This window comes from Pedobacter alpinus, from assembly GCF_042684645.1.
GTDB classification, from domain to species: Bacteria; Bacteroidota; Bacteroidia; order Sphingobacteriales; family Sphingobacteriaceae; genus Pseudopedobacter; species Pseudopedobacter alpinus.
The window spans coordinates 586258-612495 of record NZ_JBHULV010000008.1 but is presented as its reverse complement, the minus strand read 5'-3'; the positions used below and the strand labels follow the sequence as shown (position 1 = coordinate 612495).

The 26238-nt window shown below is 33.3% G+C and carries 23 protein-coding genes; 11 read left to right on the top strand and 12 right to left on the bottom strand.

Annotation, left to right across the window (positions count from 1 at the left end):
* Positions 1–205: 205 nt before the first annotated feature.
* The 8 genes from ACFSSE_RS03815 to ACFSSE_RS03780 all read right to left on the bottom strand — a co-directional run bounded on the left by ACFSSE_RS03815 (position 206) and on the right by ACFSSE_RS03780 (position 8910).
* Positions 206–784 carry a 4Fe-4S binding protein gene (locus ACFSSE_RS03815; RefSeq protein WP_379041250.1) on the bottom strand — a complete coding sequence of 193 codons (579 nt, stop codon included), beginning with the start codon at positions 782–784 and terminating at the stop codon, positions 206–208.
* Between the two features lies 1 nt (position 785).
* Positions 786–1856, bottom strand: coding sequence for a complex I subunit 1/NuoH family protein (locus ACFSSE_RS03810; protein WP_379041249.1), 1071 nt, complete (start codon positions 1854–1856; stop codon positions 786–788).
* 311 nt (positions 1857–2167) lie between these two features.
* Positions 2168–2443, bottom strand: coding sequence for a DoxX family protein (locus ACFSSE_RS03805; RefSeq protein WP_379041248.1), 276 nt, complete (start codon positions 2441–2443; stop codon positions 2168–2170).
* Positions 2444–2878: 435 nt separating this feature from the next.
* A complete protein-coding gene (locus tag ACFSSE_RS03800) occupies positions 2879–3862 on the bottom strand; it encodes a hypothetical protein (RefSeq protein WP_379041247.1) in 984 nt (327 codons plus the stop codon).
* The gene (locus ACFSSE_RS03795) at positions 3862–4902 is read right to left on the bottom strand and encodes a nucleoid-associated protein (RefSeq protein ID WP_379041246.1); all 1041 of its coding nucleotides are present in this window, start codon (positions 4900–4902) and stop codon (positions 3862–3864) included. The genes ACFSSE_RS03800 and ACFSSE_RS03795 overlap by 1 nt, the downstream gene beginning before the upstream one ends.
* A 29-nt stretch (positions 4903–4931) precedes the next feature.
* Positions 4932–5357, bottom strand: a complete 426-nt coding sequence (locus ACFSSE_RS03790; protein WP_379041245.1) for an RDD family protein — start codon at positions 5355–5357, stop codon at positions 4932–4934.
* Positions 5358–6338: 981 nt separating this feature from the next.
* Positions 6339–7622 carry an IS4 family transposase gene (locus ACFSSE_RS03785; protein WP_379100721.1) on the bottom strand — a complete coding sequence of 428 codons (1284 nt, stop codon included), beginning with the start codon at positions 7620–7622 and terminating at the stop codon, positions 6339–6341.
* 421 nt (positions 7623–8043) lie between these two features.
* On the bottom strand, positions 8044–8910 hold the full coding sequence (locus ACFSSE_RS03780) for a DUF808 domain-containing protein (protein WP_379044659.1): 867 nt from the start codon (positions 8908–8910) through the stop codon (positions 8044–8046).
* Positions 8911–10227: 1317 nt separating this feature from the next.
* Here ACFSSE_RS03780 and ACFSSE_RS03775 point away from each other — a divergent pair.
* Positions 10228–10533: a hypothetical protein gene (locus tag ACFSSE_RS03775; RefSeq protein WP_379044655.1), complete on the top strand. Its 306-nt coding sequence runs from the start codon at positions 10228–10230 to the stop codon at positions 10531–10533.
* A 110-nt stretch (positions 10534–10643) separates the two neighbouring features.
* Here the strand turns inward: ACFSSE_RS03775 and ACFSSE_RS03770 are convergent, their stop codons facing one another.
* Complete coding sequence (locus tag ACFSSE_RS03770) at positions 10644–11156, bottom strand: ExbD/TolR family protein (RefSeq protein ID WP_379044652.1); 513 nt, start codon at positions 11154–11156, stop codon at positions 10644–10646.
* Positions 11157–11304: 148 nt separating this feature from the next.
* On the opposite strand from ACFSSE_RS03770, the gene ACFSSE_RS03765 reads away from it, so the two are divergent.
* The 10 genes from ACFSSE_RS03765 (at position 11305) to ACFSSE_RS03720 (ending at position 22150) form a co-directional block, all read left to right on the top strand.
* The gene (locus tag ACFSSE_RS03765) at positions 11305–11730 is read left to right on the top strand and encodes a cupin domain-containing protein (protein ID WP_379044649.1); all 426 of its coding nucleotides are present in this window, start codon (positions 11305–11307) and stop codon (positions 11728–11730) included.
* Positions 11731–11961: 231 nt separating this feature from the next.
* Complete coding sequence (locus tag ACFSSE_RS03760) at positions 11962–12957, top strand: hypothetical protein (protein ID WP_379044646.1); 996 nt, start codon at positions 11962–11964, stop codon at positions 12955–12957.
* Positions 12958–13130: 173 nt separating this feature from the next.
* Positions 13131–15041 (top strand): molecular chaperone DnaK, encoded by a 1911-nt coding sequence (dnaK, locus tag ACFSSE_RS03755; RefSeq protein ID WP_379044643.1) that lies wholly within the window; start codon positions 13131–13133, stop codon positions 15039–15041.
* A gap of 109 nt (positions 15042–15150) precedes the next feature.
* The gene (locus tag ACFSSE_RS03750; RefSeq protein ID WP_379044641.1) at positions 15151–15489 is read left to right on the top strand and encodes a cupin domain-containing protein; all 339 of its coding nucleotides are present in this window, start codon (positions 15151–15153) and stop codon (positions 15487–15489) included.
* Positions 15490–15826: 337 nt separating this feature from the next.
* Positions 15827–18748 carry a kelch repeat-containing protein gene (locus tag ACFSSE_RS03745; protein WP_379044638.1) on the top strand — a complete coding sequence of 974 codons (2922 nt, stop codon included), beginning with the start codon at positions 15827–15829 and terminating at the stop codon, positions 18746–18748.
* Positions 18749–18877: 129 nt separating this feature from the next.
* The gene (locus ACFSSE_RS03740; protein ID WP_379044635.1) at positions 18878–19825 is read left to right on the top strand and encodes an NAD-dependent epimerase/dehydratase family protein; all 948 of its coding nucleotides are present in this window, start codon (positions 18878–18880) and stop codon (positions 19823–19825) included.
* Positions 19826–19911: 86 nt separating this feature from the next.
* A complete protein-coding gene (locus ACFSSE_RS03735; protein WP_379044632.1) occupies positions 19912–20637 on the top strand; it encodes a YebC/PmpR family DNA-binding transcriptional regulator in 726 nt (241 codons plus the stop codon).
* A 123-nt stretch (positions 20638–20760) separates the two neighbouring features.
* A complete protein-coding gene (locus ACFSSE_RS03730) occupies positions 20761–20991 on the top strand; it encodes a hypothetical protein (RefSeq protein ID WP_379044629.1) in 231 nt (76 codons plus the stop codon).
* A 23-nt stretch (positions 20992–21014) separates the two neighbouring features.
* Positions 21015–21233 (top strand): DUF2442 domain-containing protein, encoded by a 219-nt coding sequence (locus tag ACFSSE_RS03725; RefSeq protein WP_379044627.1) that lies wholly within the window; start codon positions 21015–21017, stop codon positions 21231–21233.
* Positions 21230–22150, top strand: coding sequence for a hypothetical protein (locus ACFSSE_RS03720; RefSeq protein ID WP_379044624.1), 921 nt, complete (start codon positions 21230–21232; stop codon positions 22148–22150). Before ACFSSE_RS03725 ends, ACFSSE_RS03720 begins: the two co-directional genes overlap by 4 nt.
* On the opposite strand, the gene ACFSSE_RS03715 is transcribed toward ACFSSE_RS03720, so the two are convergent.
* The 3 genes from ACFSSE_RS03715 to ACFSSE_RS03705 form a co-directional block, all read right to left on the bottom strand.
* Complete coding sequence (locus tag ACFSSE_RS03715) at positions 22147–23583, bottom strand: O-antigen ligase family protein (RefSeq protein ID WP_379044621.1); 1437 nt, start codon at positions 23581–23583, stop codon at positions 22147–22149. The two genes, ACFSSE_RS03720 and ACFSSE_RS03715, sit on opposite strands and share 4 nt — an antisense overlap.
* Complete coding sequence (locus ACFSSE_RS03710) at positions 23583–24677, bottom strand: Wzz/FepE/Etk N-terminal domain-containing protein (RefSeq protein ID WP_379044618.1); 1095 nt, start codon at positions 24675–24677, stop codon at positions 23583–23585. Before ACFSSE_RS03710 ends, ACFSSE_RS03715 begins: the two co-directional genes overlap by 1 nt.
* Positions 24678–24743: 66 nt before the next feature.
* On the bottom strand, positions 24744–26171 hold the full coding sequence (locus tag ACFSSE_RS03705) for an oligosaccharide flippase family protein (RefSeq protein ID WP_379044615.1): 1428 nt from the start codon (positions 26169–26171) through the stop codon (positions 24744–24746).
* Positions 26172–26238: the final 67 nt, after the last annotated feature.

The window sequence follows — 26238 nt, the reverse complement described above, 5'->3', positions numbered from 1 at the left end:
GCCTTTTAGCTCATACCTTGCCTGCCCTCATGCCGGGCAATGGCAGCAACTTTTTTACAGAAAAAAGTAACCAAAAACTGTCGCCTGCGCCCTTTGCTATTTATGTTTGTGCTTTTCACTTCTTCATCTCTTCCGCAAAGGACAAGGGCGAATAAAGCGTAAACTTTGGAAGGTGCTTCTGCTTAGTCGATCTTCCATTTTACTTCTATTCCATTTTTTTCATTGCAGCTAATTTTGCGGCTTGTCTTTCTGCCAATTGTGCTTCCAGTTCTTTTCTTTTTTGTTCTGCCTCTGTGTCTGTCATGGTGGCAAATTTATAATTCAAATCAGAAATATGAGTTACACTTTTATCGTATTGATTGGTCATGGTGATACATTCTGTAGGGCAAACCGTGGTACATAAACCACAGTACATACATTTAGCCATATCAATATCAAACTTTGGCGCATATAACCTCTTTACCGATCCATCAGAAGTTTTACCAATAGCTTCTGTTGCTTTAATACTTTCAATTTCTATACAATCAACCGGACAAATTTTCGCACATAAATCGCAAACAATGCAATCATCAATTACCACTTCTAATTGGTAACGCCCAACTTCTGGTACTGGTAATTTTTGATGTGGATACTGAACTGTAGCAATTCCATTCTGCTGTTCAAAATAATCACTTTCTTTAATTCCTTTTACTTTTTTACTTTCAGATGCAGCAAAGAGGTGGCTAATGGTAAGAGCCAAGCCTTTACATGCAGTTAAAAAACCATTTAATGCTGTATTTATCATTTTAAAAAAGTAATAATCTCCATAAACCAGATGCTACCAAACAAGCAAAAGCAAGCGGTGTAAGCACTTTCCAGCATAATGTCATCAATTGATCTACCCGTAAACGAGGTAATGTCCACCTAATCCACATTTGTATGGCCACCACCATTAAACATTTTCCCATTATCCAAAATATCCCCCAAAATATTCCGGTGGTATATTCCGCTAATTTGAAGTCTCCAATGTTTGGTAACGGGGTATTCCAACCTCCTAAAAATAAAGTAACACCAAGCATTGCTACTAAAAACATCATGGCATATTCGGCTAAAAATATAAAAGCAAAACGCAAGCCAGTATATTCTGTATGGAAACCTCCAATTAACTCCGATTCTGCTTCTGGTAAATCAAACGGTGCTCTGTTACATTCGGCCAAAGAAGCAATGAAATAAATAATATAAGCAATGATTAAATGCGGAGCCTGAAAAATATTCCATGCTAAAAAGCCACCAATGTGGTTAACATTAATAAATCCTAAAAGTTTTATTTCTTGGGTAGCTAAAATACCCTGGTTATAATTTATTAATTGTAAATCTAAGGTTTGCGACATCATTACTGCTGAAATCATTACAAAACCAATAGGAATTTCGTAAGATACCATTTGCGCTACAGACCGTACCGCACCCAACAAACTGTATTTATTGTTTGAGCCCCAACCGGCCATTAAAATGCCTAATGCCTCTATAGAGATGATAGCAAAAACATAAAATACGCCTAAGTTCATGCTTGCAGGCACTAAACCTGGTGCCCAAGGTAAGGCTACAAAACCCAAATAAACGGCTACAAAAATAATGACTGGCGCTATGGTAAACAGCACTTTATCTGCCAAAGCAGGTACAATATATTCTTTCTGGATCAGCTTTAAAATATCGGCAGCGGTTTGTAGCAAGCCGTATTTACCTACTTCCATTGGCCCTAACCTGTCTTGTATAAAAGCAGATATTTTCCTTTCTGCATACACACTAAACAGCGAAAAAACCGCTATAAAGCCGAATATGGTGAAGGCAACCAAAAAATATATTAGATAAAAATTCAATATTTAGAGCTGTTTTTTGCGCTGCAAATCTAATGAATTTAGGGTTGTTAAAAGAATCTCTACTAATTTAATAGATATTTATTTTTTTTCTTTTGAAAAGGTGCTGTATTGCCAATCATTTCTGCCAGTCGGGCTTTACGCTTTACTACGTTTGTCCGCCTACTGGCGGGCAATCCGGGGTGCCGCTACAATCCCGTTTATTTAAGGTTGGGTTGGCGGAGTTTATATGGGTTTTTGGTTTGGTAGTCTGAAAACGGTTTTTAATTTTTAATCAATAAAGGTGCTTCGCTTAAACATACATTTAGATTTATTTACGCCTTTTTCAAAAGATATTTCAAAGCACCCGTACACCAAAGTGCCCAAATAATTAACACTGGTTGAAAAAACAACCTGATTAATCTTTTTAGGTCGGTATCTAAACCAAAACCATCAATGCCATTGGTATATTGAGAGATATTACCCGGAAAAATAAGCACATAAAAAATTGCCAATGCAATTCCGACTTTCACTTTATGTTTCACTAAAAAAATCATTGCAAGACCAAAAGTAATTTCAACAATGCCTGAGGAAATCACTACAAAATCCATAAAAGCAGGATGTAGGTAACCATCGAGGTACCTGAGCCTGAAACTCCCCTCTTTGAAAAGTTAAATGGCCAATTCCTGCCAACAACATAGCCAAGCCCAATAAAACTCTAAATATATTTTGAAGTAATGTTGTTTTCATATTATTCTAATTTTCCTTTTAGCGTTTCTTCAAGTATCAAGCCGAATCCATTTATACTGTAAAACATGTTGAATGAGCTTCCTCTTTGGAAGAGTTTCTTATAAAGTACTTAGGATTATATAGGGTTAAGACGCTACAAAGGAATTTTTGTAATCATTATGGTTATTATTCTTTTAATGGTTAGGGAGTTTGGAAAACCTAAATATTATTTAATCCAGAGAGACGTTGTTCTTAACTCTCTGGAAAGGTTGACCTTATTCAATATTAGTAATTGTTCAGATACTATCAAAATACAACTACTGTAATGATAAACCCCATAAATTAGCTGATTCTTCTAATTCGTATAAATCCATATCATTTTCCCATTCATCTACAATTTCAAAATAAAAGTTTTCTAAACAATACCAAATCACAAAAATTTCTGGTTGTGTTATAAATGATAATTGATGAAATCTTATTCTATTATCTTCGAAAATCTGATTAATCTTATCTTTCCGAATATTGATAAATTCATCAATTTGGTTAAGTAATTTTTCTTGCTGTTTTATATCAAGATAATTAATGATGATTTTAATGTTAATCAAAGAAGAAACTCTGTCAAAATCCACCTGTGCATATTTGTAGATTTTTCCCTCCAACTTTCTTATAAGTGAATAAATGATATTATCAGGATTATCCGATAAGACTTTATTTACTGCTGAAAATTCATCGTCAGCGATCTCATATAATGATAGCAAACGATAAACACGCCTTTTTAGATAAGGCTGAATATCAGCTTCTTGTTTATATGATAATTGATGCGAAGTATTAGACCAAGCATGTTGATTTAAAGTTCTTACTTGTATCTCAAATACTAATTCACTTAAATGTGCTTTATCTTTGAAAAACTCGATATCCAATTTTAATGACGCATCATAATGATTGGAAGTATAATCAAGTTTGTCAAAATTAAGAACATCTTGTTTGTATTCAGTTTTTAACAATCGGAAATTGCTTTTCAAAAAAGAATCAACTTTATCTAATTCTTCTTTATAATTACATATGATTCTTATTCCTAGTTTGTCTTTTAAGTCCTTAAAATCATATTCTTTTTCTCTCTGCTTCTTTTTTATTTTTTTTATGATACTTAATAAATCTTTGGTTCTATAAAAGATTTCAGGTAATATTTCATGTTCAGTGATGTGTTTTTTTATATAAATAAAAATTATTTTTCCAAGTTCTTCATACAAAGGTTCCTCTTTTGCCCAAGAATCAGTTATATTTTTAATATCAACAGACACTATTTAATTATTTTTATTTTAGAAATAATTTCGGCTTTCGTTTTTCCATCATTCATCTTTTCAAATTTTACGTTATCATCGAATGTACCTTTATTTCCAATTATTGAAATATCATTTGCAAATAAAACTGTAATTTTTTGTACTTGTCTCGATATTTGCGTTAAATCTTTTATAAAAGATGAGAATCCAAAGTTTTTACTCTCTAGAAAACTTTTGTAATTAGTTTTATCTTCTTTATTTGATAGGTAATCATCAGCAAATTCTCTTGGACTTAAAGTTGATTTATTACATTGAACATATGAATTTAAATCTTGTAAATATTTAGCTCTGAGAATTGGTTCTTCTATAGTATCAATATAAGTTTTAGTAAGATTATAAAATTTCTGAGTAGTTATTTTTGGATCTTCATAAGCATTGCAACCTAGAAATTTGTCAATAAACCAAGTCGTAACTTCACGTTTACTTTTCATGTCAATTTGATAGTCCATAATTAAACCATCATATTTAGCATCAAAATCCTCTCTTCTAATCAACAAGGCTACTTTATAAATTTTTGTTTTTTGAGTCAGCATTAAATCTTCAACTTCTGCTATATCATAAGAATCGGTTTTAGGATCTAATGTCAATTGCATTCCTTTGTCCATCTCTAATTTAAGTAATAGGCAGGTTGTATAAGTATTCACTTTTGCTAAAATCACTACTAAAATCCCAGCAGCGTTAGAGCCAATCTGTGTTTCAAATAAATGTTTTGCAAGTGATTTTGATTTATCTATAAATAGGTCATTATTGCCTAAAACTTCCTTAATTAAATAAGAAACTGGAGAATCACTATTATCATTAAAGCTTATTCTAAATGATTTATCACTTGCTAAGGCTTGAATAATTTTATCTCTAAAAAACAATTTTAGTCCATCCGATAGTTTACTTTCTAATTTACTATACTTAGGTTCTATTGTTAGATCTCCTTTTTGATGTTTAGGTATACTGTGTACGATTACCTTACTTACGGTTATAGTATTAAGTTTTAATTGTTCAGGCATGTTTATAAATTATATTTTCATTATTTTAATTAATCAACCTCAACCACCACACTCCCCACCGCCATATCATGCATCGCCTTCCTTTTCTCATTCCCTTTCACCGTCAATAAAGAAATCCAACCCAAAAATGCTTTGATTAAAAATCGAACAAGCGCTTTAAAGAAATTGATATTTTTTGTGGGTTGCTGCTCATCCCTCACTCTTAAACCAAAAAGTCGCTGACCTATGGTAGCACCCGTAAAACTGGTAAATAAAGGATCGTACAATAAAAAAATAAATACGATAGCTATAATCCGGGCTTCATCTGCCACTGTTTCAAATTGGGCAAACAAGGTTGTAAATAGCATCATGAACAAAATAATCAACAGCATATCGGTGAATAAGGCTTTTACTCTTTTGGCAACGCCAGGGTATTCCACAGTGTATTGAATTTCAAGTTTTAATAAGTTTTCCAAAGGTTGAGGTTAAAAACTAAAAGTAAATTTTTATTAATATTAAAGCAAATATATTTAGCTGTTAATTTATATTGTTTTTATCAGTGATTCAATATTTTAATATTAGCTCCTAATTTAAAAGAGATGGAGTTATTTTACGGGAAACCGTAATCATTTTTTTGTGGTAATCTGAATATTAGCGCAAGGTCCTTATTCGAGAGAACCTATTTATCAGTTTGTAATGATGTTTAGAATCAAAATCTTCCCGCCTCATTGCCGGGGGGAATGGCTAGTTCTTTTCCATTAGCTGAAAAGAACCAAACCCGAGCGATAGCGAACACTTGAACTCCTTTAAAAAAAATAAACACTTGATAAAAAAGCCACCGCTGCGTTTTATGCTACAAAGACAGTGCAATATTTTCCGCACCATTACTGCATAAAACAAGGCGGAATTTTCTGTTAACGAAGGGTTATTGTTGTTAGGACACGCTCTTAATTTGTAATGCCAGAAAATAATGTAATACTATTAACAAAGAGATAAATCCTCCTACCTCGTCGATATGATACGGTGAAGGGAATTGTACCATTACGATACTTCGAACTTGATTCCCATAACACAAGGAGCGTGAGGAGTGCTAGCAAAATCAATAAAGAATCAGCACAATAGCTCAAAAGCAATGCCAAGCCTATAACGAAGCGGTTTTACGCTGGCTTTGCACACCCTTTGCTAACAGAAAAACGAGTAAAATAAGCGCTCCTTCTTTTTTGATGTGCGACGGGGCCGTGAAAAAGCCCCTGTGCGACAAAAAAGTGGTTTGGTTCTTTCCCTTATGAAAGAACAAAGAAAACAAGTCCTCATTCGTGAGAACCTATTAATAAATTGTAATTGTACTTTGATATTAAAATCTTCCCGCCTCATTGCCGGCGGAAGGGCTAGTTCTTTTCCATTAGCTGAAAAAGGAACCAAACCCGAGCGATCAATGTCATTAAGTTAAGGAAAATTCATATAGCATCCCTTTGATTTTTAGTAACTTTAGGTCTTATCCGACCTCTGTATTTACCGACATGCCTTACCCGATTATTACGTACAGGGACAGTATTTTTAAGGAACAAATTTTTCAGTTCCCTGAATATATTGTCCAAGGGTGCTTTTAGATAAAGTAGCTCCATTATCCTGTTTTTTAAGAAACCATAGGATAGATTGGTATTTACTTTATAATTGTACTTTCTGTCTTTGTTTTGCTCATGCAATTCTCCTTTGATATCGTTTACTATAACCGACTGAAGGTTACTAATAAAGATGGCGCAGAAAAAATCCTGCTGGATACTGAGCTGTGAATAACCGGTAAACCACTCTATCTTAAGCTTATTCTTTAATTCGTCATAAAATGTTTCGACGCCCCATCTTAGGAAATACAATTCCTTGAACATCTTAGAAGGATATTTTTTACTATCCATCAAGGTCGTCATTAATACCTCAATTTCTCCACTAGGCAGTTCAATTCTCAACAGACGAACCTTCAAACCAGTATTTTTATTATAATCCTTGCCTTCAAATGATTGCTTCTCTTTAGGGTATATCTCTGTGATTATCGATTTCTTTCCGCCCCTAACGAAGGTAGCTACAACTAGAGAGTAACTAACTTTTACCCGTATCAAGCAATCAATATGCTGTTTTATATGTTCATTTACAAAATCATAGGACGGATAACCCCGGTCATAGATAATGAGGTCGTTCTTTTTCCATTGAGTAGCATGTCTTAGAGCCAATTCCCGTTCTCCTATACTCAGGTTCTCCAGAACCGCATCTAGAGTTACGCCGTTCAGCACATCGTACAAAACCGATGATCTTGCCTGTACTATCTCTACCTCTGACTGGTTCTTTGTTACGCCATAACATGCTTTCAGTTCCAAGGTCATGGGTAGGGTGATCCTAGAGCCATCTACAGCAAGTATCCTAAAACCGTTTGAAAGTATCAATGATTCATTATCAGCGGTGTAATAGTTTTCTATAATGACTGACGAAAGATGCTTAAAAACAGTAGGCTTTATTTTTTTTCTGTTCTGTACAAATGCACTTGAGGTGAAAGAAGGGGTGTTTTGTGAAGTAAAACGCTCGTTTAAATAACGTACAAACCCATCTATTTCAATCGCAAGGCTTGTTCGTAATAAATTGATCATGAAAAGCAAAGTGGCACTGAAGGGTTGTTTTCTGTTTCTAGTAAAATTCTGTTCTTCCATCTTGAAACGCTGCGCAAGATCACCACTAAATATAACTTCCCTCAATTTTTCTATAATTAAAAAAGAGGTTTTTTTTGCATTTTAAATATTTGATTATGAATTAAATATACAAAATTACATCCATAAAAACAATATAATTAATTGATAATCAGATAATTAAATCCTTAACTTAATGACATTGCCCGAGCGATAGCGAACACTTGAACTCCTTTAAAAAAAATAAACACTTGATAAAAAAGCCACCGCTGCGTTTTATGCTACAATGGTTTGCTTTATTTTCTGCATCGATACCGCATAAAACAAGGCGGAATTTTCTGTTAACGACGGGTTATTGCTATTAGAAATTTCTACTAATAATTTGCAATTTTTCTCTTTTCCAGAATAGAAGGAGAGTGACTTTGATGGACCTTAAATTCTACAATTCATAAGCACTCCCTCTCCTTCGGAGAGGGCTGGGGTGAGGCCCCTATTTCTTAAACACAGAAATCACCTTTTTCACCAACATCACTACACCCACAACAATTAACCCTGCAAATAATCCCATTAAAAATTCTTTCACCATCGGGTTAAGCTCGGGAAATATGTGATGTAGATATTCAATATTATGTACGAAAATCCCTCCTGATACTAAAAGTAAAGCTATGGTACCAACAAAGGCTAAAACTTTAATAATAACTGGTAAAGACTTTACCAATAAACGACCTATCATAGCAGAAAAGCCTTCACCTCTAGAACGCTTGATCAGTTTATAGCCAGCATCATCCATTCTTACAATTAAGGCAACAATACCATAAACACCTACAGTAGCTAATAGTGCTACCACAGAAACAGTAAGAATCTGGATGGTAAGACTTTCTGTTAATACAGTGCCTAATGCAATGATGACGATTTCTACAGAGAGGATAAAATCAGTTAATATGGCTGACTTTACTTTTGCGGCTTCTTGTGCTGGAGCGTCTTGCATCACCTCTGCTGCTGCTACGGGAATAGGTTTTGAACGATAGAACAAGTATTCTACAATTTTTTCTACGCCTTCATAAGCTAGGTAAAAACCGCCCAAAATCAGAATAAATGTAATAATGGCAGGAAAAAATGCTTGTAGCAGCATAGCTACAGGAACAATAATGAGCTTATTTAAAAAAGACCCTTTGGTGATAGCCCATAAAACTGGGATTTCTCTGGAAGACAAAAAACCGGTTGCTTTTTCTGCATTAACAGCTAAATCATCACCCAGTATCCCTGCGGTTTTACGGGTAGCCAACTTTGCAGTTAACGCAACATCATCCATTAAAGCCGCAATATCATCTAAAATTGCAAAAACACCTGAAGCCATATTTAATTTTTAATGGCGCAAAATATACATTTAATTGACGCCTTTCAAAAAGAATTGACATTGATTAAAAAATGAAGCTTGATCTCTCCTTTGTGCATTTGATGCCACTAGTATATAACAAATCATCTTCTAACTTGGCTATGATGCGGTGATGAGATTTTCACCTTGCCACATCACAAGGAGCTGTGGACTGCTCGGTAAATAAAAAAAGAAAAAGCACCTGTGCAACAAAAAAATGGTTTGGTTCTTTCCCTTATGAAAGAACAGAAGAAAACAGATCCTCATTCGAGAGAACCTATTATTAAATTATAATTATACTTTGATATTAAGATCTTCCCGCCTCATTGCCGGCGGAAGGGCTATTTCTTTTTTCATACTTAACATATGTTATAATTAGGCATTCAAGAGTGCTTCGCAATTTCCGATGAAAAGAAACAAACCCAAGCGGTAGCGAACACATGAAAGCCTTCGAAAAACAATAAATAAATTGAATAAATCTCCGCTGCGTTTTATGCTACAATGGTAGTGCTTTATTTTCTGCATCGATACCGCATAAAACAAGGCGGAAATTTCTGTTAAGGAAGTGTTATTGCTTAAAGGATATTTTTGGTGGTATGATGATACACATCCTTCATACAGTCAATCTCCCAACAACCTGCATCATGGACATATTTTTTTTCAATTGATAAGCACTCCCTCTACCTTGGAGAGGGCTGAGGTGAGGCTATTCCACAACACAATAGCAAAACGATACCCTCAACGTAAGATGAAGCTTCTAGCAGTTACCTACACTATAGCAGCTAGTCATCAATTTGGTACAACAATTAAACCCAGATTACGCATTATAGGTTAAAGCGAAACTAAATTATACAAAAAAGCCATGAGACACGCATTTTTTCCAATTGAAAGAATAGTAATTCTATTCTAATTTTTTCAATTGATAAGCACTCCCTCTCCTTTGGAGAGGGCTGGGGTGAGGCTCTTACACAACAACACTATACCTTCAACGTAAGATGAAGCTTCTAGCACTATACCTACACCATAACACCAAGTCATCAATTGGTTCAGCAATTAAAAATAGAGCCAAAAAAAACAAAGCAAATTTTGAAAACTTAGAGCCTGTTTAAGTTTGTATGGTAAAAATGTTTGTAGCTTATTTTTGAGCGAAACGAGGAAAATTTTGTAGAGATAACCGGAAGCTATCTCTACAAAATTTAACGAAGTTGCAGCCAAAAAGAAGCAGAAACAAATTATTAGATAAATCTTAAACAGGCTCTTATAAGAGATGTTTAAATTTAATTCAGCAAATACCTAACTATGGCAATTAGTGAAAACCCACTTTTAAAAGGCTTTAGCGGACATATTGATAAAACAATTGTAGTGAAACAATACCCTGGCGGCAGAACAATTATCACCGCTTATCCAGACATGAGCAAAGTAAAACCTAGCAAAGCACAACTATTAGCAAAAGCTGATTTTGCAAAAGCAGTTGCTTATGCTAAAGGCTTTTTGAATGATGATGTTAAAAAGCAAGAAGCAAATCATCGTTTAGCAAACAGAAAAGGAACTTTATACCATGCACTTATTACCGAATATATGGCTGTTTTAAAACAGGGTAAATAAGCTTTAATAAGAGACTGCTGCATACCTTGTTCGCTCATCCTACGTTCGGTAACGTAAGATCACCGAAGGAATCCCGAACAAGGCATAACCAAAAAAACAAATTTCCCAAATCAATAGATCCCTTGGTCTTTCAACTTCGAAACATCTTCCTTAGAAATATCAACAATGGCATAAGATGGAATTTGGGTAATATTTAACTCATCCAACACATCTACCAAATCTTTGTACTGAGAGCGGTCAGATGGTTTAATTAAAACCATTAGTTTTTTACCTGTTTTCGCTAAAACCTCTTTAGAACGATTGATTAAAACATCTCTAATGCCATTTCTACTGAAATCTGTTTTTGCAAATTCGTCTGGTTTTTCATTTGTGCCGGTGTACCAAAATATTTGATTTGCTGCGCCCAAGCAAAGTGTTAATGTTTGTGATTTTTTAACCCCACCATCAACATCAGCAACTGGCATGGCAACATTCATCATCGTGGTTTTTGATAAGCTGGTAGTCAGCATAAAAAAAGTGATTAATAAAAATGCAAGATCTACCATTGCTGTTAAATCAACGTGTAAGTTCATCCTTTTGGATGTACCAGAACCGCTTTTCTCGGAGGTGTTTAATTCTGCCATAATTTTGAATTTAAGATTTATACTGGTTAATTTAATTAACTCAAATAGCTAAATATTATTGCTAGATACTACTGTTATTTAATTCAAAATAGAATACTGAAATTATTCACCTAGATTTTACCTCTAAATAAATCCCTATATTTAATTCATGAAAAAGATTAAACCAATTTACCTTATCTTAATTACAACAATATTGTGTTTTATTACTCCTGTAATAGCCAAACAATTAGAAGCTTATATTTTAGAACATGAAAGCGAAATTGCTTTAACGCAAGCTGGCACCCATAATGGTGGAGGAAAAACTACTGGTTACAACTTTTTTGCTAAAGCCGATGATTTAAAGTTAGTTTTTAGAAAAAGGGTTTTACATCCGGGTTCTGCAATTGGTTACCACCTGCAAAAAGAAGATGAGATTTATTACATTGTTGAAGGAGAAGGTGAAATGCAAATGAATGGAAAATCTTTTACGGTAAAAAGTGGTGATGCTATTTTAACTCGCCCAGGTAGTTCACACGGTTTAAAAAATACCAGCAATAAAGATCTTACCATTATCATCAACTACGAAAAAAAATAAAAAGCTTAGAGTTTGTTTAAATTTGTATTATAAAAATGTTTATAGCTTATTTTTGAGCGAAACAAGGCGAATTTTGTAGAGATAGCCGGAAGCTATCTCGAAAACTGCTTTAGCACTCTTGAGTTCCTTTTAAAAAAAATAATACCACGAAAAAATTTAACGAAGTTGTAGCAAAAAAGAAGCATAAACAAATTATTAGATAAATTTTAAACAGGCTCTTAAATTCATCAAATGCAAAACAGTTTAGGATTTAAAAGATTCGAGAAACAACTCGAAAAATTAGATGCAATTCTTTCATCAGCGAAAGCGAGCGAAAACTCAACAATTCTTTTTTATAAATCTGATGCAAGGCAAGTGCTTTTTTATTTAGAGGCATTAAGCCGACTGTATAAAAACATACATAATAAAAATCTTTTTGACGGTTTAAAAGACGAATTTAAATGCTTAGAAGACCAATTAGGCAAAATAGATTATTACGAAAATTACCAAAAAGAACTAGCTTCAATTCCCAATTTCCCAACCAAACTTCTTGAGCATTTACAAAAACACCATCAAATAGCGTTAGAAAAACTAGGCAATTTATTAAAAGATGATGATTGGTTTAAAACTAAGTTAAAGGATATTAGCAGTGAATTATCAAAAGCAGATTGGCTAAAACCAAAAGAGGAAAGAAAAGAGATTGCGAAAGAAATCTTTAAAGAGATAAAGGATATTGAAAAAGATTATGAAACAGGAAAACTAAATTTTAACTATTTAGAAGAAGGTGTGCATGAGTTTAGACGTCAAATACGTTGGATTAGCATATATGCACAAGCTTTAGATGGTGTAATTCAGTTAAAACCTGATGATTTAGCGGAAAAGCTACGTATTTATTTAACAAAAGAAGTGGTGGGAAGTAAGTTTATTGTAATGCCAACTGCTGATGGCTCGCCAGAAACCATCCAATTATCCCAGTCTGCATTTTATGCTTTAAGCTGGATGATTGCAAGAATTGGCGATTTGAAAGATGAGGGTTTAAAATTGATTTGTGTGGAGGAATGTATGCGAGAAATTAATTATTTACCCGAAGAAGAAATTCAAGATGCTGCTAAAAAACTAATACCCAATTTAAAAATTACGCCTAAACAAATAAAAATAGAGATGAAAACTTTGGTTGATAAGTTTATAAACGATGATAAAGTTTTAGCAATTTTAAGGAATGATTTGAAATCTATCTATAAGGATTAAGGAAATTAACATCATGAAATCTGCCAATCTGTCGTTAGAAAATCTCTAAAAACTGCCTAAATATTCCAATAAATCTGTCAGTTTCCTTGTTTTTCTGCCAGTTTAATATTGGCACAAGCCTTGATAAACAGGTTACGTTAAGAATATTGTAAATAACTAAAAAATAAAATATCATGTCAAAAATTATCGGAATAGATTTGGGAACTACCAACTCTTGCGTATCTGTAATGGAAGGTAATGAGCCAGTTGTTATTGCTAACAGCGAAGGTAAACGTACCACTCCATCTATTGTTGCATTTGTAGAAGGTGGCGAACGTAAAGTTGGTGATCCTGCGAAACGTCAGGCTATTACTAACCCTACCAAAACTATTTATTCAATCAAGCGTTTCATGGGAAACAGCTTTAACGAGGTTTCTAAAGAAATAAGCAGAGTACCTTACAAAGTTGTTAAAGGTGATAACAACACGCCAAGAGTAGAAATTGATGACCGTAAATATACTCCTCAAGAGCTTTCTGCAATGATTCTTCAAAAAATGAAGAAAACTGCTGAAGACTTTTTAGGTACTGAAGTTACTGAAGCAGTTATCACTGTTCCTGCATATTTTAACGATGCACAACGCCAGGCTACTAAAGAAGCTGGTGAAATTGCTGGTTTAAAAGTTCGTAGAATCATTAACGAGCCAACTGCTGCTGCCCTTGCTTACGGTTTAGATAAAACCAACAAGGACATGAAAATTGTTGTTTTTGATTGTGGTGGTGGTACGCATGACGTTTCTATCCTTGAATTAGGTGATGGCGTTTTTGAAGTAAAATCTACTGATGGTGATACCCATTTAGGTGGTGATGATTTTGACCAAGTAATTATTGATTGGTTGGCAGATGAATTCAAAAGCGAAAACGGTATGGATTTAGTAAAAGATCCAATGGCTTTACAACGTTTAAAAGAAGCTGCTGAAAAAGCTAAGATTGAATTATCTAGCTCAACTGCTACTGAAATTAACTTGCCTTACATTACTGCTGATGCAAGCGGACCTAAACACTTGGTACGTTCTTTATCTAAAGCTAAATTTGAATCTTTAGCTGCTGATTTAATCAAAAGAACAATTGACCCATGTAAATCAGCATTAAAAAATGCTGGAATGAGCACTTCCGATATTGATGAAATTATCTTGGTTGGTGGTTCTACACGTATTCCTGCAATACAAGAAGCAGTTGAGAAATTCTTCGGAAAATCTCCTTCTAAAGGTGTTAACCCTGATGAGGTTGTTGCAATTGGTGCTGCTATACAAGGTGGTGTATTAACCGGAGAAGTGAAAGACGTTTTATTATTAGATGTTACGCCACTTTCTTTAGGTATTGAAACTATGGGTGGTGTTATGACAAAATTAATTGAGTCTAACACAACTATTCCATCTAAAAAATCAGAAACTTTTTCTACTGCGTCTGACAGTCAGCCTTCTGTAGAGATTCATATTTTACAAGGTGAGCGCCCAATGGCGAAGGATAATCGAACAATTGGACGTTTCCACTTAGACGGTATTCCACCTGCACCACGTGGTGTGCCTCAAATTGAAGTAACTTTTGATATTGATGCTAACGGTATTTTACATGTTGGTGCAAAAGATAAAGCGACTGGTAAAGAGCAAAAAATTAGAATTGAAGCTTCATCTGGTTTATCTGATGAAGATATCAAGAAAATGAAAGAAGAAGCAGAAGCCAACGCTGAGTCTGATAAAGCTGCAAAAGAAGAAGCAGATAAAGTAAACACTGCTGATGCTTTAATTTTCTCTACAGAGAAACAAATTAAAGAATACGGAGATAAAATTCCAGCTGATAAAAAAGCGCCTATTGAAGAGTCTTTAGAAACTTTGAAAAATGCTTATGCTGCTAGAAACTTTGCTGATATTGATGCTGCAACTGAGAAGTTAAACGCTGCTTGGGCTGCTGCCTCAGAAGATATGTACAAAGCTACTGAAGGTGCTGGTGCAGAAGGTGCTCCACAAGGAGATGCTGGTTCACAAGATGCTTCTGACAGTGTAACGGACGTTGAATTTGAAGAAGTAAAAGACGAAGAGAAGAAATAATTGTCTTTTAGAATACCATAAACAGAATCCTCAAGCTTTAAATAGCTTGGGGATTTTTTTATTGCTTAAATTTGAAAATTAAAACAGATAATACTATTAACGATAAAGAATGAGCTTAACAAGTAAAGAATTTCAATTAGGAGAAGAAATAGTTTGGAAAAATGCAGGCGAGGGCATTCAGCGTCAACTATTTGGTTATAACAAACAAGTAATGATGGTGAAAGTTAAGTTTGAGAAAGGTGCTGTGGGCAGCTTACACCAACACCCTCACACGCAAGTAAGTTATGTAGAAAGCGGCCTGTTTGAAATTACCATTGATGGCAAAAAACAAATCTTAAAAACTGGAGATGGCTTTTTTGTAAACCCCGATTTAATACACGGTGCGGTATGTTTAGAAGCAGGTGTTTTGGTAGATGTTTTTAATCCGATGAGGGAAGATTTTTTGTAGGGTAGTTGGTTAGTTTGTTGGGTGGTTAGTTAGGGAATTTAAGGTGATAGTAAAGATGCGTAGCTTCGACCCATTTGAAATAGCAATGGATTTCAGTATGTGGCGCTATTCAAGGGTTAGCGAAATTATACTTTGAAACAAATACATGGAAATATATTGATAGGTGCTGTACTTATTATTTCTTTACAATAAATGTTCTTCTAAGAAATTTATATAAAAACAAATCATTTTATTTGTTTTTACCTGACAATTAAACCAAAAGATTAAAATACCCAACCTTGGGTATTGATATTAATTATTTATTACAAGACTTTTGATATAAATAATTAATGTTCTTATGAAAAAAATAATACTCTATTTATTTACTAGCTTCCTATTTATTGGTGCCCAAGCACAAACACATAGCTGGGCTAATATGAAAGCGTTAAACGACGACATACCAACAAGATATAGAAGCCAAATGGTTTCTTATAATAATAAAATTTATTTTTTTGGAGGTTATGGTGGTGGAAATTTAAATGATTTTTGGGAATATGATCCATCTACTAAAATATTAACCGAGCTCCCTGATTTACCAGGATTCTTAGGAAATGTGGATGGTGGATCAGCTTTTGTTGTCGGTTCAAAGATTTATTTATTAAAGAATCGTTCAGAAGTATATGAATACGATTTCATCACTAAAATATGGAGTTCAAAAACCAATTTCCCCGGTGATTTTAATTTTAACAAACCTGAGGCTTTTGTTGTGGGCACTTTAATATATGCGGCAAATAATACTAATAATAGGTTTTACAGTTACGACCCAACAACGAATCTATGGACGCAAAAAGAAGATTACCCTGGTTCTATAAGACAGGGAGGTTTTGCATTTTCTTTAAACGGAAAAGGTTATAAAGGAGGAGGTTCTTATAACAGCACTTATCCATTACAATTTTATGAATATGACCCAGTATTAGATTCATGGGCAGCTAAAGCGAATATGCCAGTTTCACTATTGCTTGCAACTGCATTAGAATGTAACGGACTTGGATATGTGGGTACTGGTGAATTATCCTCAACCACTTATTCAACCACATCATGGTATCAATATGACCCAAATGCCAATAGCTGGTCTTTAAAATCTTTAGTTCCTTTTCCTGTGAAATATTCTTCAAGTGCTGTTATAGGTAATGAAATATTTGTTTTTTCTGGCCTTGAAAAAGGCGCTAATAAAGCTGATAACTCAAAAAGCTTTATTTCTAGATACAATACTTTGTTAAATACTTGGACTACAGACACCTTATATGCTGGTGGTAATAGAGCTTTTTCAAATTCATTTTATAATAATGGAAAGATTTATGTTGTTGGAGGGCGTGATGGCGAAGAAAGAACAGATACTTGGCAATATGATATTTCTTTAAATAAGTGGGAAAGAAAAGCAGATAAGCCTGGTATAGGTTTTTCCGAAGCAGCCCAAACATCTGTAGATGATAAACTGTATTTGATTGGTGGCTACAATAGATCAAGTACAGGGAGTGCATTAGTTTATATAAATACTTTTTTACAATACGATATAACCTCAGACCAATGGGCTTACAAGGCTTTATACCCAGGAGGAGCTTTGAAAAACATAGGTGCTTTTACTATTAATAATACGATTTACGCAGGTGGAGGAATTGGTACTTTACAAAGAAACACCTTTTATAAATATGACGAGACAGCAGACACATGGTCATCCCTTGCTAATTGTCCTGAAGCCGGTCAAGTAATTGCAAGTTTTGAAATAAATAATATTGGATACTTTGTATTTAATACTGGTAACATGTATGCTTATGATCCAATTCAAAATTTATGGACTCAGAAGCAGTCTGTTGTTGATTTTGGCAGTTATAGCACTGCAGGAACTAATAATAGTTTTGTTAAGAATGGAAATGCTTATCTCGTCGGTTTTGATTATGAAACAGGGGGAATATATACTAATCATACTTTGAAAATGTACAACCCGATTGAAAATAAATGGTCAAAAATCATTGAATCACCATTTAATAAAAACGGTAAGGTGGTTGTAACAGATGGTAATGATGTTTATGTAGGGTTTGGGATTGATAGAAGTCTCATTGGAAATTCTTCAACTAGCTATTATCAAGTTGAGAACAATTGGTACAAACTTACTTTTGAAGCAGATGTCTCTGATTATATTGGAGATAAAGTCTATAACTGTTATGGTTCTTCTGGCTTAGAAAGTAAAACGTTCACTGATGAAAATGGAAAACTGTTTCTTTCTTTTAAAGCTGCGATTTCTAGTACAGTTAATACCTGTATTCAGCAACGCTCTTTATCAACTGCAAATCCTTTTAGAGAAAAATTGATTAAAATATTCGGAAATTCAAACGACACTTATTCTGCAATGTTCGCCAATAAAAATTTCAGAATTACAGGCAACAATATATCATCAGGAAATACTTTGAGAATGTATTTTAAAACTACAGAATTAAATGCTTTGATAAATGCTTTTAATTTAAAATACGGAACATCAAAAACTATGAGCGACATCAAAATTGGGGTATTTCAGGGCGTAGACCTTGATCCTGAAAATAATGAAATTATAACTTCATCTTACACTATTCATAGCCCTTCAAGTTATGATTATAAAACCGATGATAAATATTTAGAATATACTCTTCAATCAGGTGAAAGTTTACCCACGAATGCCGAGGTTTATGCTGTGATTTATGAGAACACAACTACTCTTCCTGTTGATTTAGTTTATTTTGATGCTACAGTCAAATCATTAGGTGCGATATTAAATTGGTCTACCTCTAGCGAAACAAATAATGCTCATTTTATTTTAGAAAAGAGCATAGATGGGGTTAATTTTATTGAAATTGCTAAAATAGAAGGACAAAATTCAGTATTAAATTCAACATATGAATACCTTGATAAATCGTTTAAAGAAGATTGTTATTATAAATTAATTCAAGTTGACAAAGATGGCAAGCGGATAGAATTTAATAGTCAAATTAAATTTTTAAAAAATATTTTCACTAATCAAGACATTAAAATTTACCCAAATCCAGCAAACAGTTTTATTGTTGTTTCGGGATACGATCTTTCATCTTATCAAATAAAAATATTAACATTAGAAGGTAAGTTAATAGAGATTATTAAAATTTCTGATTCCTCTACAAAATTGAATTTAAGTAAATTGGCAATCGGAAAGTATTTAATTATTGTTGAGTCTAAATCAGGAATAAGTGTCCAAAAAATTTTAAAGATTTAAGAAGCGGATTAAGTTAGGCAGAAAATATTTTTCTGCCTTCTTTTGAAATGGCATTTCACAAATTCTACTCATTATCCATTTCACCTTTAACCATTAAAAACTACCTTTGCCACTAAATTTAATTTTTTAATGGCAGAAACAATTTTAGTAATAGGTTCTAATGGACAAATAGGAACTGAGCTAGTTACAGAACTACGGAGTATTTATTCTGTAAACCAAATAGTAGCTTGTGATATTCGTCGCCCCGATTACGACACTAAAAATGCTGGTCCTTTTGAGTTTGTAAATGTTTTAGATAAAGAAAACTTAAAAAGCGTATTTCATAAATACAAACCTTCTCAAGTTTATCTACTAGCCGCCTTACTATCTGCCACGGGAGAACAAAACCCCAAATTAGCATGGGATTTAAACATGAACGGCTTATTGAATATATTAGATTTTGCTATAGATTTTGGAACCAAAAAAGTTTATTGGCCAAGTTCCATTGCCGTCTTCGGACCTCATTCACCAAAGCTAAACACACCACAATTTTGCACCATGGATCCTAATACCGTTTACGGCATTAGTAAATTAGCTGGAGAACGTTGGTGCGAGTATTACTTTCAAAAATATGGTTTAGATGTTCGCAGCATACGCTACCCCGGTTTAATAAGTTGGAAAGCAATGCCAGGTGGGGGAACTACAGATTATGCAATCCACATTTTTCACGAAGCGTTAAAAAAAGGAAGTTACAGTTCTTTTTTATCTGCCGAAACAGAATTACCCATGATGTATATGGACGATGCCATAAGAGGGACAATAGAATTAATGGATGCTCCGGCAGATAAAATCACTATCCGCTCTAGCTATAATTTTGGAGGAGTAAGTTTTAATCCTGAGCAGTTAGCTACAGAGATAAGAAAGCATATTCCTGATTTTAAATTAAATTATACTCAAAAAGATTCTCGTCAAAATATTGCCAATAGCTGGCCTCAAAATATTGATGACAGTTTCGCGAAAAAAGACTGGAATTGGACACCCGAATTTAATTTGGAAAAATTAACTTTGGCAATGCTTACTAATTTGAAGAAAAGCTAGAAGACTTAAAACAAAAGTATCAAGTATCAAGACCTAAACTACGTTCATCTTGATACTTGATACTCACTACTAAAATACTACAAAAAATGGGAAGAGCATTTGAATTCCGCAAAGAGCGGAAAATGAAACGTTGGACTAAAATGGCAGTTCAGTTTACACGTATCGGGAAAGATATTGTAATGGCTGTTAAAGAAAACGGTCCGCATCCAGAAACTAACTCAAAATTAAGAACTGCTATTTTAAATGCAAAAGCAGTAAATATGCCTAAAGACCGTGTTGATGCAGCCATTAAAAGAGCATCAGACAAGGATTTAGCTGGCTACGAAGAATTTGTTTACGAAGGTTATGCACCACATGGCGTTGCTATTTTGGTAGAAACCGCTACTGATAACACCAACAGAACGGTTGCTAATGTTAGAAGTTATTTTACTAAAACCAATGGTTCTTTAGGTAAAACTGGTTCTTTAGATTTTATTTTTAAAAGAGTTTCATCTTTTAGATTTGAGCCCGGGGAGCTAGATTTAGAAGAACTAGAATTAGAATTGATTGATGCTGGCTTAGAAGAAATTTTTGTAGAAGCGAACGAAGAAGGTGAGGATGTTGCGGTAATACACGCAGGTTACGAAGATTTTGGGAACATGCAAAAAGCTCTTGAAGAAAAAGGGATTGATGTAAAACAAGCAAAATTAGAGCGCATTCCTTTAACACATAAAGAAGTAACTGAAGAACAGATTGCTGATATTACTAAACTTTTAGATAAGTTAGAAGAGGATGAAGATGTGCAGGCGGTTTATCATAACATGGAGGAGTAGGAAAGCTAAAGGCGTAAGGCAGAAGGTATAGGTTTACGAGAAATTATGGTAATTGGCACTTTGCGTTTATCCAAGGGTTAAAGTCTTATTTGTTTTTACGATATTTATTTAAAATTAATTCTTATGAAAGATAAAGATTTCTTAGTAGTAATTTCTGAAATGTTGAGGAAACAAGATCAACAATCTGAGTTACTGAGTCAACAAATGGACGTTTTAAGTCAACAATCTGTAACACTCACTAAAATAGCCGACACCCTAAATAGTTTTATAGATTTATCTGTAAATCAGTTTGAGCAACAACAAATATTTAACGAAAAGTTTTTAGATAAACTTGATAATATTGGAAAAAAATAATTCTATAGCTATTAAAGCAGGAAATGGGAATAGTAAGTAACAGACGTAAAGACCAAGAATTAAAAGTTGTTTTTAATGATGACAGTTTAATTTTAGAGATAGATGGCAAAGAAACTGCTATTCCCCTTTTATGGTACCAAAATTTATTAAATGCTAGCCCAGCAGATAAAGCAAAATGGAAGCTGAGCAATGATGGCAAAAAAATGATTTGGGAAAATTTAAATATTGAGATTCTGATATGACATTTGAAGAATTTTTCCTGAAAAAGAAAATTGACTTAGATATTTTTAAAAATGACAAGCCTGATATTTATGCTGAGTTTGTTTGGCATTATGAGGAAATGAGCGAAAAAAGTTTTGACCATACTAAAAAGTACTGGTTTAATAATTTGCGCATTGCCTATCCCCTATCAGATGAAAAAGCTTTTAAATTAAAAGAAGATTTAAATCTGAATAATTTACCACCAGTTAGAGTAGATAGAGTTGCACAACCTGCAGAAAAAATAATACCTGAAGATGTTCCAGCTTTTAAACCAAGATTTAAAGCACCAACTATTCCAGAAGTTAATGAAAAAGAGGAAGCAGTAGAAAGTTCAGAACCGGCTGCTCCAAAACCTTCCGGATTTAAACCACGTTTTAAAGCAGGAGCAGCTAAAATTGTTGAATCAACCGAAGAAAAAGCAGAAACAACAGTATCAGAGAAAACAACGCCATCTCAAGAAAATGCTATTGTAGCTAAACCAGCAGGTTTTAAACCAAGATTTAAAGCTGGGCTGACTAAAGAAGTTGATGCGGTAGAGAAAAAAGAAGAAACAACAGTACCAGAGAAAACAACGCCATCTCAAGAAAATGCTATTGTAGCTAAACCAGCAGGTTTTAAACCAAGATTTAAAGCTGGGCAAACTAAGACGGTTGATGCCTCTGGCACTGTTGAAAACACAAAAGAAGACGTTAAAGAAAACCAACCGATAGAAAAACCTATTGTATCTAAACCAGCTGGGTTTAAACCAAGATTTAAAGCAGGAGTAACTAAAGAAGTGGAGCCTGTTGAGCAAACATCAGTAACTGAAAAAGAAGATATAAAACCAACTGAGGAAACTTCGGATACTAAACCAATGGGTTTTAAACCAAGATTTAAAGCTCCACCAAAAGAGGATTAATTACGATTTAGCCGTAGAGATTGGTTTTTAAAATCAAGCGCAACTGCCATTCCCATCATTGCCCAAAATATTACTGCAACTTTATCTTGCTCTAAAAAGTTATTTAACAAACCGTGAAAAAAGTAAGTGAGCATAGCTAATAAAATAGCCAAAGCCAATATTTTTATTTCTTTATTGGCTGGGTTATAATAAACCCTCATCAGTATAAAAATAAAGGTTAAAAAAATTGCTAAAATAATAAGCAAGCCAAAAACACCACTTTCTACCAAAGGCCCAAAATATTCGCTATGCATTGATCCCATATCTCCGTGTGTGGTGCTAATACTAGTCATTTCATGCGCTCTTTGAAATGGCGAATATTCAAACATATATGTTCCTGGTCCGTAGCCCAAAAAAGGTTTTTCTAAAAACATTCTATACCCGCTTTCCCATCTATTTAAACGTTCAACATTAGATTCATCTGTGCGTACATTAGAAATAGACTGAATATCTGCTGCAATACTTTTGCCAGACACTGATTTATTGAATTTAACCTTTTGATAAATTTCATCGCTAAAAACTAAACTTAAACCCAAAATTAAAAGCAAGAAAACAAGCATCGTTTTAAACTTTACTTTAAACTTTAATAAAAAGTAAAAAGCCAAAACAAATATCAAACTCAAAACCGCGGCTCTAGAATAAGATAAAGCAACGCCCAAACTTGTTAAACAAATAAATGCAAAATAGATAGTCTTATTAATAAACCCATTATTAGTTTGCTTAGAAAAAAACAGCACTAAAGAAAACACCAAAACAATGCTACAAACTGCGCTGTAAACGGTATGGTCAGCCATAAAGGGTTGCATTACCAACATACATTTTTCTTGAGAAAAACCTACTTTATAATGATTAATAGTGGTATAAATAATAACTAAGCATAAACCAAAACCAAAGGCTGTAAAAAACTTGTTGATATTTTTTGGATTTTTAAAGATAATTGCCCCCCAAAATAAACCAAAAACTATTGTCCATAACCTTGCAAATAAGTATTTAAAAGAAATGATTGGCAAAGTACTGGTAACGGAAGTAATTAAAAGCCAAACCAAGTTTATGATAATTAAAACCACCAGCGGATGCTGAAGTACATTTCTGAAATCTTGTATGTTTTGCAATAACTTAATGCCAAATAAAACAAGCATAAGCAGCATTAAAGGCTCGTTAGGCAAATTAATTACAGAACTACCTATTAAATATTGAATTGAAATTGGCGTACAAAATGCTATTAAATAATAAACGCTCTCAATAGAAAGTAAAAACAATACGACAACTAAAAATGCAGCGGGAATAGCCAAAACATAATATTCTGGAAGGCCATAAGCTAAAAAAGCGCCTAATAATACAGCTCCAAAACTTATAGCATATACTTTTTTAATATCGCTAGCCAAGCTTATCATTAATTTTTAAAGCTTGGTGCTATAAAATTTATGTAGCAAATGGTAAATAAGCTTATTAAAAATGCCGAAAGTGCAAATAAAAATACCATTAACATTTTATTAGGATACTTGCTTTTTTCTGGTACTATTGCTTTCTCAACCAAAAAGCGTTGCGAAATAAAGCCTTTATAATCTAACTCTGCAGCTTCAAATCTTAGTTGTAAGTTTGATAAAGATTCTTGCTCTTTTTTGTAAACGGCTTCCAATTCTAAATATTTACCACTTAATTTCCCAAAATTGGCAACTGTTGGCTGTAAAGATTGATAAGTAGCTATTGCTGCCGCTAGTTTACCTTTTGCTCGAATAATAGTGGTATCGGGCAGTTTACTTTGATAACTTTCGTAAACTTTTACTCTGGCTTCCTCTGCTTTTACTTGGGTTTGCGCTTTAACTATGGCTTCACTTAAAACTTCAGATTGTGCTTCATAGTCAAAAATTCCTTTTGCCCTAATTTGGCTCAGTTGCTTTAAAATGGAATCAACCTCTGTTTGCTTTTTTTTGTAAGCCAGTTTAATTAATCCGTAAGCTTGCTCTCCTCTAATTTGCTGAATTTGGCTGCGCATACTATCCAAACAAACTAAAATATAGTTTGCCATGTTAGCAGCTAAAACAGCATCAACATCTTTTACTAAAATCTTAATTGCTAAAAAATCTGTTCTTTTAAACTCAACATTATCTTTAAACTCTGCTCTGGCTTTAGTTTTAGGAAATTTTGCGGCGGCATCAATGCCATAATGTGCTGTCAAATTAAATTGATTAATTACTTTATCTTTAAGATGATCAGAATTTAAAAGCTCCAAAGTTTGATCTATTTGTTCTTCATCACCAAAACTCATAAAGTTTTCCAAGTTATTATCTGCTAATAAAGATTGAGAAATCGAATTATTTCCTGGGATGTAAAAAGTAGTATAAGCTTCGTACTTTGGAGTAATTACGAAAGCTAAAATCAAACCTATTAAAGCTCCAAAAAAAGTAATTAAAAAAATATGAAGACGATATTTATTGGCTAATTTAATAACATCAACTAAATCAAAATTGGCTTGGTTATTTGGCATACTAAAATTAAAACTGTGAATTTAAATATAATAATTGCTTAAAAAAGCAAAAAAAATGATTGTACATCAACTTATCATTTTCCGAATTTTCTTAACATCAAAAAACCTAAAAAACACCCCAACAATAGTTGATAACGAAAAGTAAATGACCAAACTAAATACCCAATTAATTGAAATTTTAGTCAACAAGGAACCTAATAAACACAGTAACCCCGCATAAAGCAATAATTTTATCCAAATTATAGGTTCAAAACTGTATTTAAAGTAAGTATAATATAAAACTGAATATAATAAACCCACTATGGCAAAACTTAATAAAGAACTTAAAGCCGCACCTAAAGCCTGATAATTTGGAATTAACAACAGATTTAAACCAACATTAATGAGTAAACCCATGGCCGATATAAAATTTAAAAGCTTTAAACTATTTTTAGCAGTAAATAATGTACTAAACACATAATAGAGCGCTATTAATGGTAAACAAAACATCAAAACTCCAAAAATTAAAGCCAAATTTTCTGTGGCTTTTTCTAGATAAAATAGCTGCATTAAAGGGTTTCTATAAAACCAACTTGCAAAAGCTAAAATTAAACTTGCGGATACTAAAAACACAAAGCTTTGTTTTACAATTACCTCTATCTGTTTTTTATTATTAATAAGTTTCCCAATTACAGGATATAAAAAAGAGGCAAATAAAATAGAGAACATGGTTGCGGCATCTAAAAACCGATATGCTGCCGCATAAACTCCTGTTTCATGTGCACCATTATCTAAAATTTTATCAAGCATAATCACATCAACCCTGTTATATGCCACCACTAAAAATGCAAAAACAGCAAAAGGGAAAACGCTCTTAATCAACTGGAAATCAAATAGAATATGTTTTCTTACAAATACAGAGATTTTACGCTTGTTTAAATAATAGATGCATATTAATAAACTAATTATTACTGCCAACAACTGGGCAATTGCATAAAACTTAATGGTCCAAATAAAAGCAGTGTTTAAATATAGTAAAGGGATAAAGAAAACAATTAGAATGCTTTTATCTAGTACAGAAAAAATTACATCAATATTTAGCAGCTGATGACCTTTTAAAAAACTTCGGAAATAAGTTAAAAGTGAATACCCAATTTGATACATAATTAATAAGAAAACTAACTGGTAATCTTCTAATCCCAAAATAAAAGAGCCCACCAATGTTATTACTAAATACAGTATTGATAAAATAATTTTCAGATAAAGCAGACCAGAAATTTGCTTTACATCACTTTTATCTTTACTTAATTGGTTAATTAAAAAATTATTTAAGCCAGGGTCGTTAATGATGGATAAAATTAAAGTATAATTGAGAATACTGTAATAGGTGCCATATTGGGCAAAACCAACACTCAATTGCACTTTACGCTCAATAAAAAAAATCCAAATTAGCTTAACAAATACATTAACTAATAAAAGCAGCGTTACCTGCCCGGCAAATTTTTTGTTTGTCATTCAATGGCAAAATAAATCATTAATCATTAAACAACAATTTTATTATGCGTTTGCATATCTTTAGCCA

Excerpts from the sequence above, each read along its gene's own strand:
- ACFSSE_RS03815 (WP_379041250.1), bottom strand. The coding sequence starts at position 784 with ATGATAAATACAGCATTAAATGGTTTTTTAACTGCATGTAAAGGCTTG.
- ACFSSE_RS03805 (WP_379041248.1), bottom strand. The coding sequence starts at position 2,443 with ATGGATTTTGTAGTGATTTCCTCAGGCATTGTTGAAATTACTTTTGGT.
- ACFSSE_RS03795 (WP_379041246.1), bottom strand. The coding sequence starts at position 4,902 with ATGCCTGAACAATTAAAACTTAATACTATAACCGTAAGTAAGGTAATC.
- ACFSSE_RS03780 (WP_379044659.1), bottom strand. The coding sequence starts at position 8,910 with ATGGCTTCAGGTGTTTTTGCAATTTTAGATGATATTGCGGCTTTAATG.
- ACFSSE_RS03775 (WP_379044655.1), top strand. The coding sequence starts at position 10,228 with ATGGCAATTAGTGAAAACCCACTTTTAAAAGGCTTTAGCGGACATATT.
- ACFSSE_RS03770 (WP_379044652.1), bottom strand. The coding sequence starts at position 11,156 with ATGGCAGAATTAAACACCTCCGAGAAAAGCGGTTCTGGTACATCCAAA.
- ACFSSE_RS03765 (WP_379044649.1), top strand. The coding sequence starts at position 11,305 with ATGAAAAAGATTAAACCAATTTACCTTATCTTAATTACAACAATATTG.
- ACFSSE_RS03760 (WP_379044646.1), top strand. The coding sequence starts at position 11,962 with ATGCAAAACAGTTTAGGATTTAAAAGATTCGAGAAACAACTCGAAAAA.
- dnaK (WP_379044643.1), top strand. The coding sequence starts at position 13,131 with ATGTCAAAAATTATCGGAATAGATTTGGGAACTACCAACTCTTGCGTA.
- ACFSSE_RS03750 (WP_379044641.1), top strand. The coding sequence starts at position 15,151 with ATGAGCTTAACAAGTAAAGAATTTCAATTAGGAGAAGAAATAGTTTGG.
- ACFSSE_RS03745 (WP_379044638.1), top strand. The coding sequence starts at position 15,827 with ATGAAAAAAATAATACTCTATTTATTTACTAGCTTCCTATTTATTGGT.
- ACFSSE_RS03740 (WP_379044635.1), top strand. The coding sequence starts at position 18,878 with ATGGCAGAAACAATTTTAGTAATAGGTTCTAATGGACAAATAGGAACT.
- ACFSSE_RS03735 (WP_379044632.1), top strand. The coding sequence starts at position 19,912 with ATGGGAAGAGCATTTGAATTCCGCAAAGAGCGGAAAATGAAACGTTGG.
- ACFSSE_RS03730 (WP_379044629.1), top strand. The coding sequence starts at position 20,761 with ATGAAAGATAAAGATTTCTTAGTAGTAATTTCTGAAATGTTGAGGAAA.
- ACFSSE_RS03725 (WP_379044627.1), top strand. The coding sequence starts at position 21,015 with ATGGGAATAGTAAGTAACAGACGTAAAGACCAAGAATTAAAAGTTGTT.
- ACFSSE_RS03720 (WP_379044624.1), top strand. The coding sequence starts at position 21,230 with ATGACATTTGAAGAATTTTTCCTGAAAAAGAAAATTGACTTAGATATT.
- ACFSSE_RS03715 (WP_379044621.1), bottom strand. The coding sequence starts at position 23,583 with ATGATAAGCTTGGCTAGCGATATTAAAAAAGTATATGCTATAAGTTTT.
- ACFSSE_RS03710 (WP_379044618.1), bottom strand. The coding sequence starts at position 24,677 with ATGCCAAATAACCAAGCCAATTTTGATTTAGTTGATGTTATTAAATTA.
- ACFSSE_RS03705 (WP_379044615.1), bottom strand. The coding sequence starts at position 26,171 with ATGACAAACAAAAAATTTGCCGGGCAGGTAACGCTGCTTTTATTAGTT.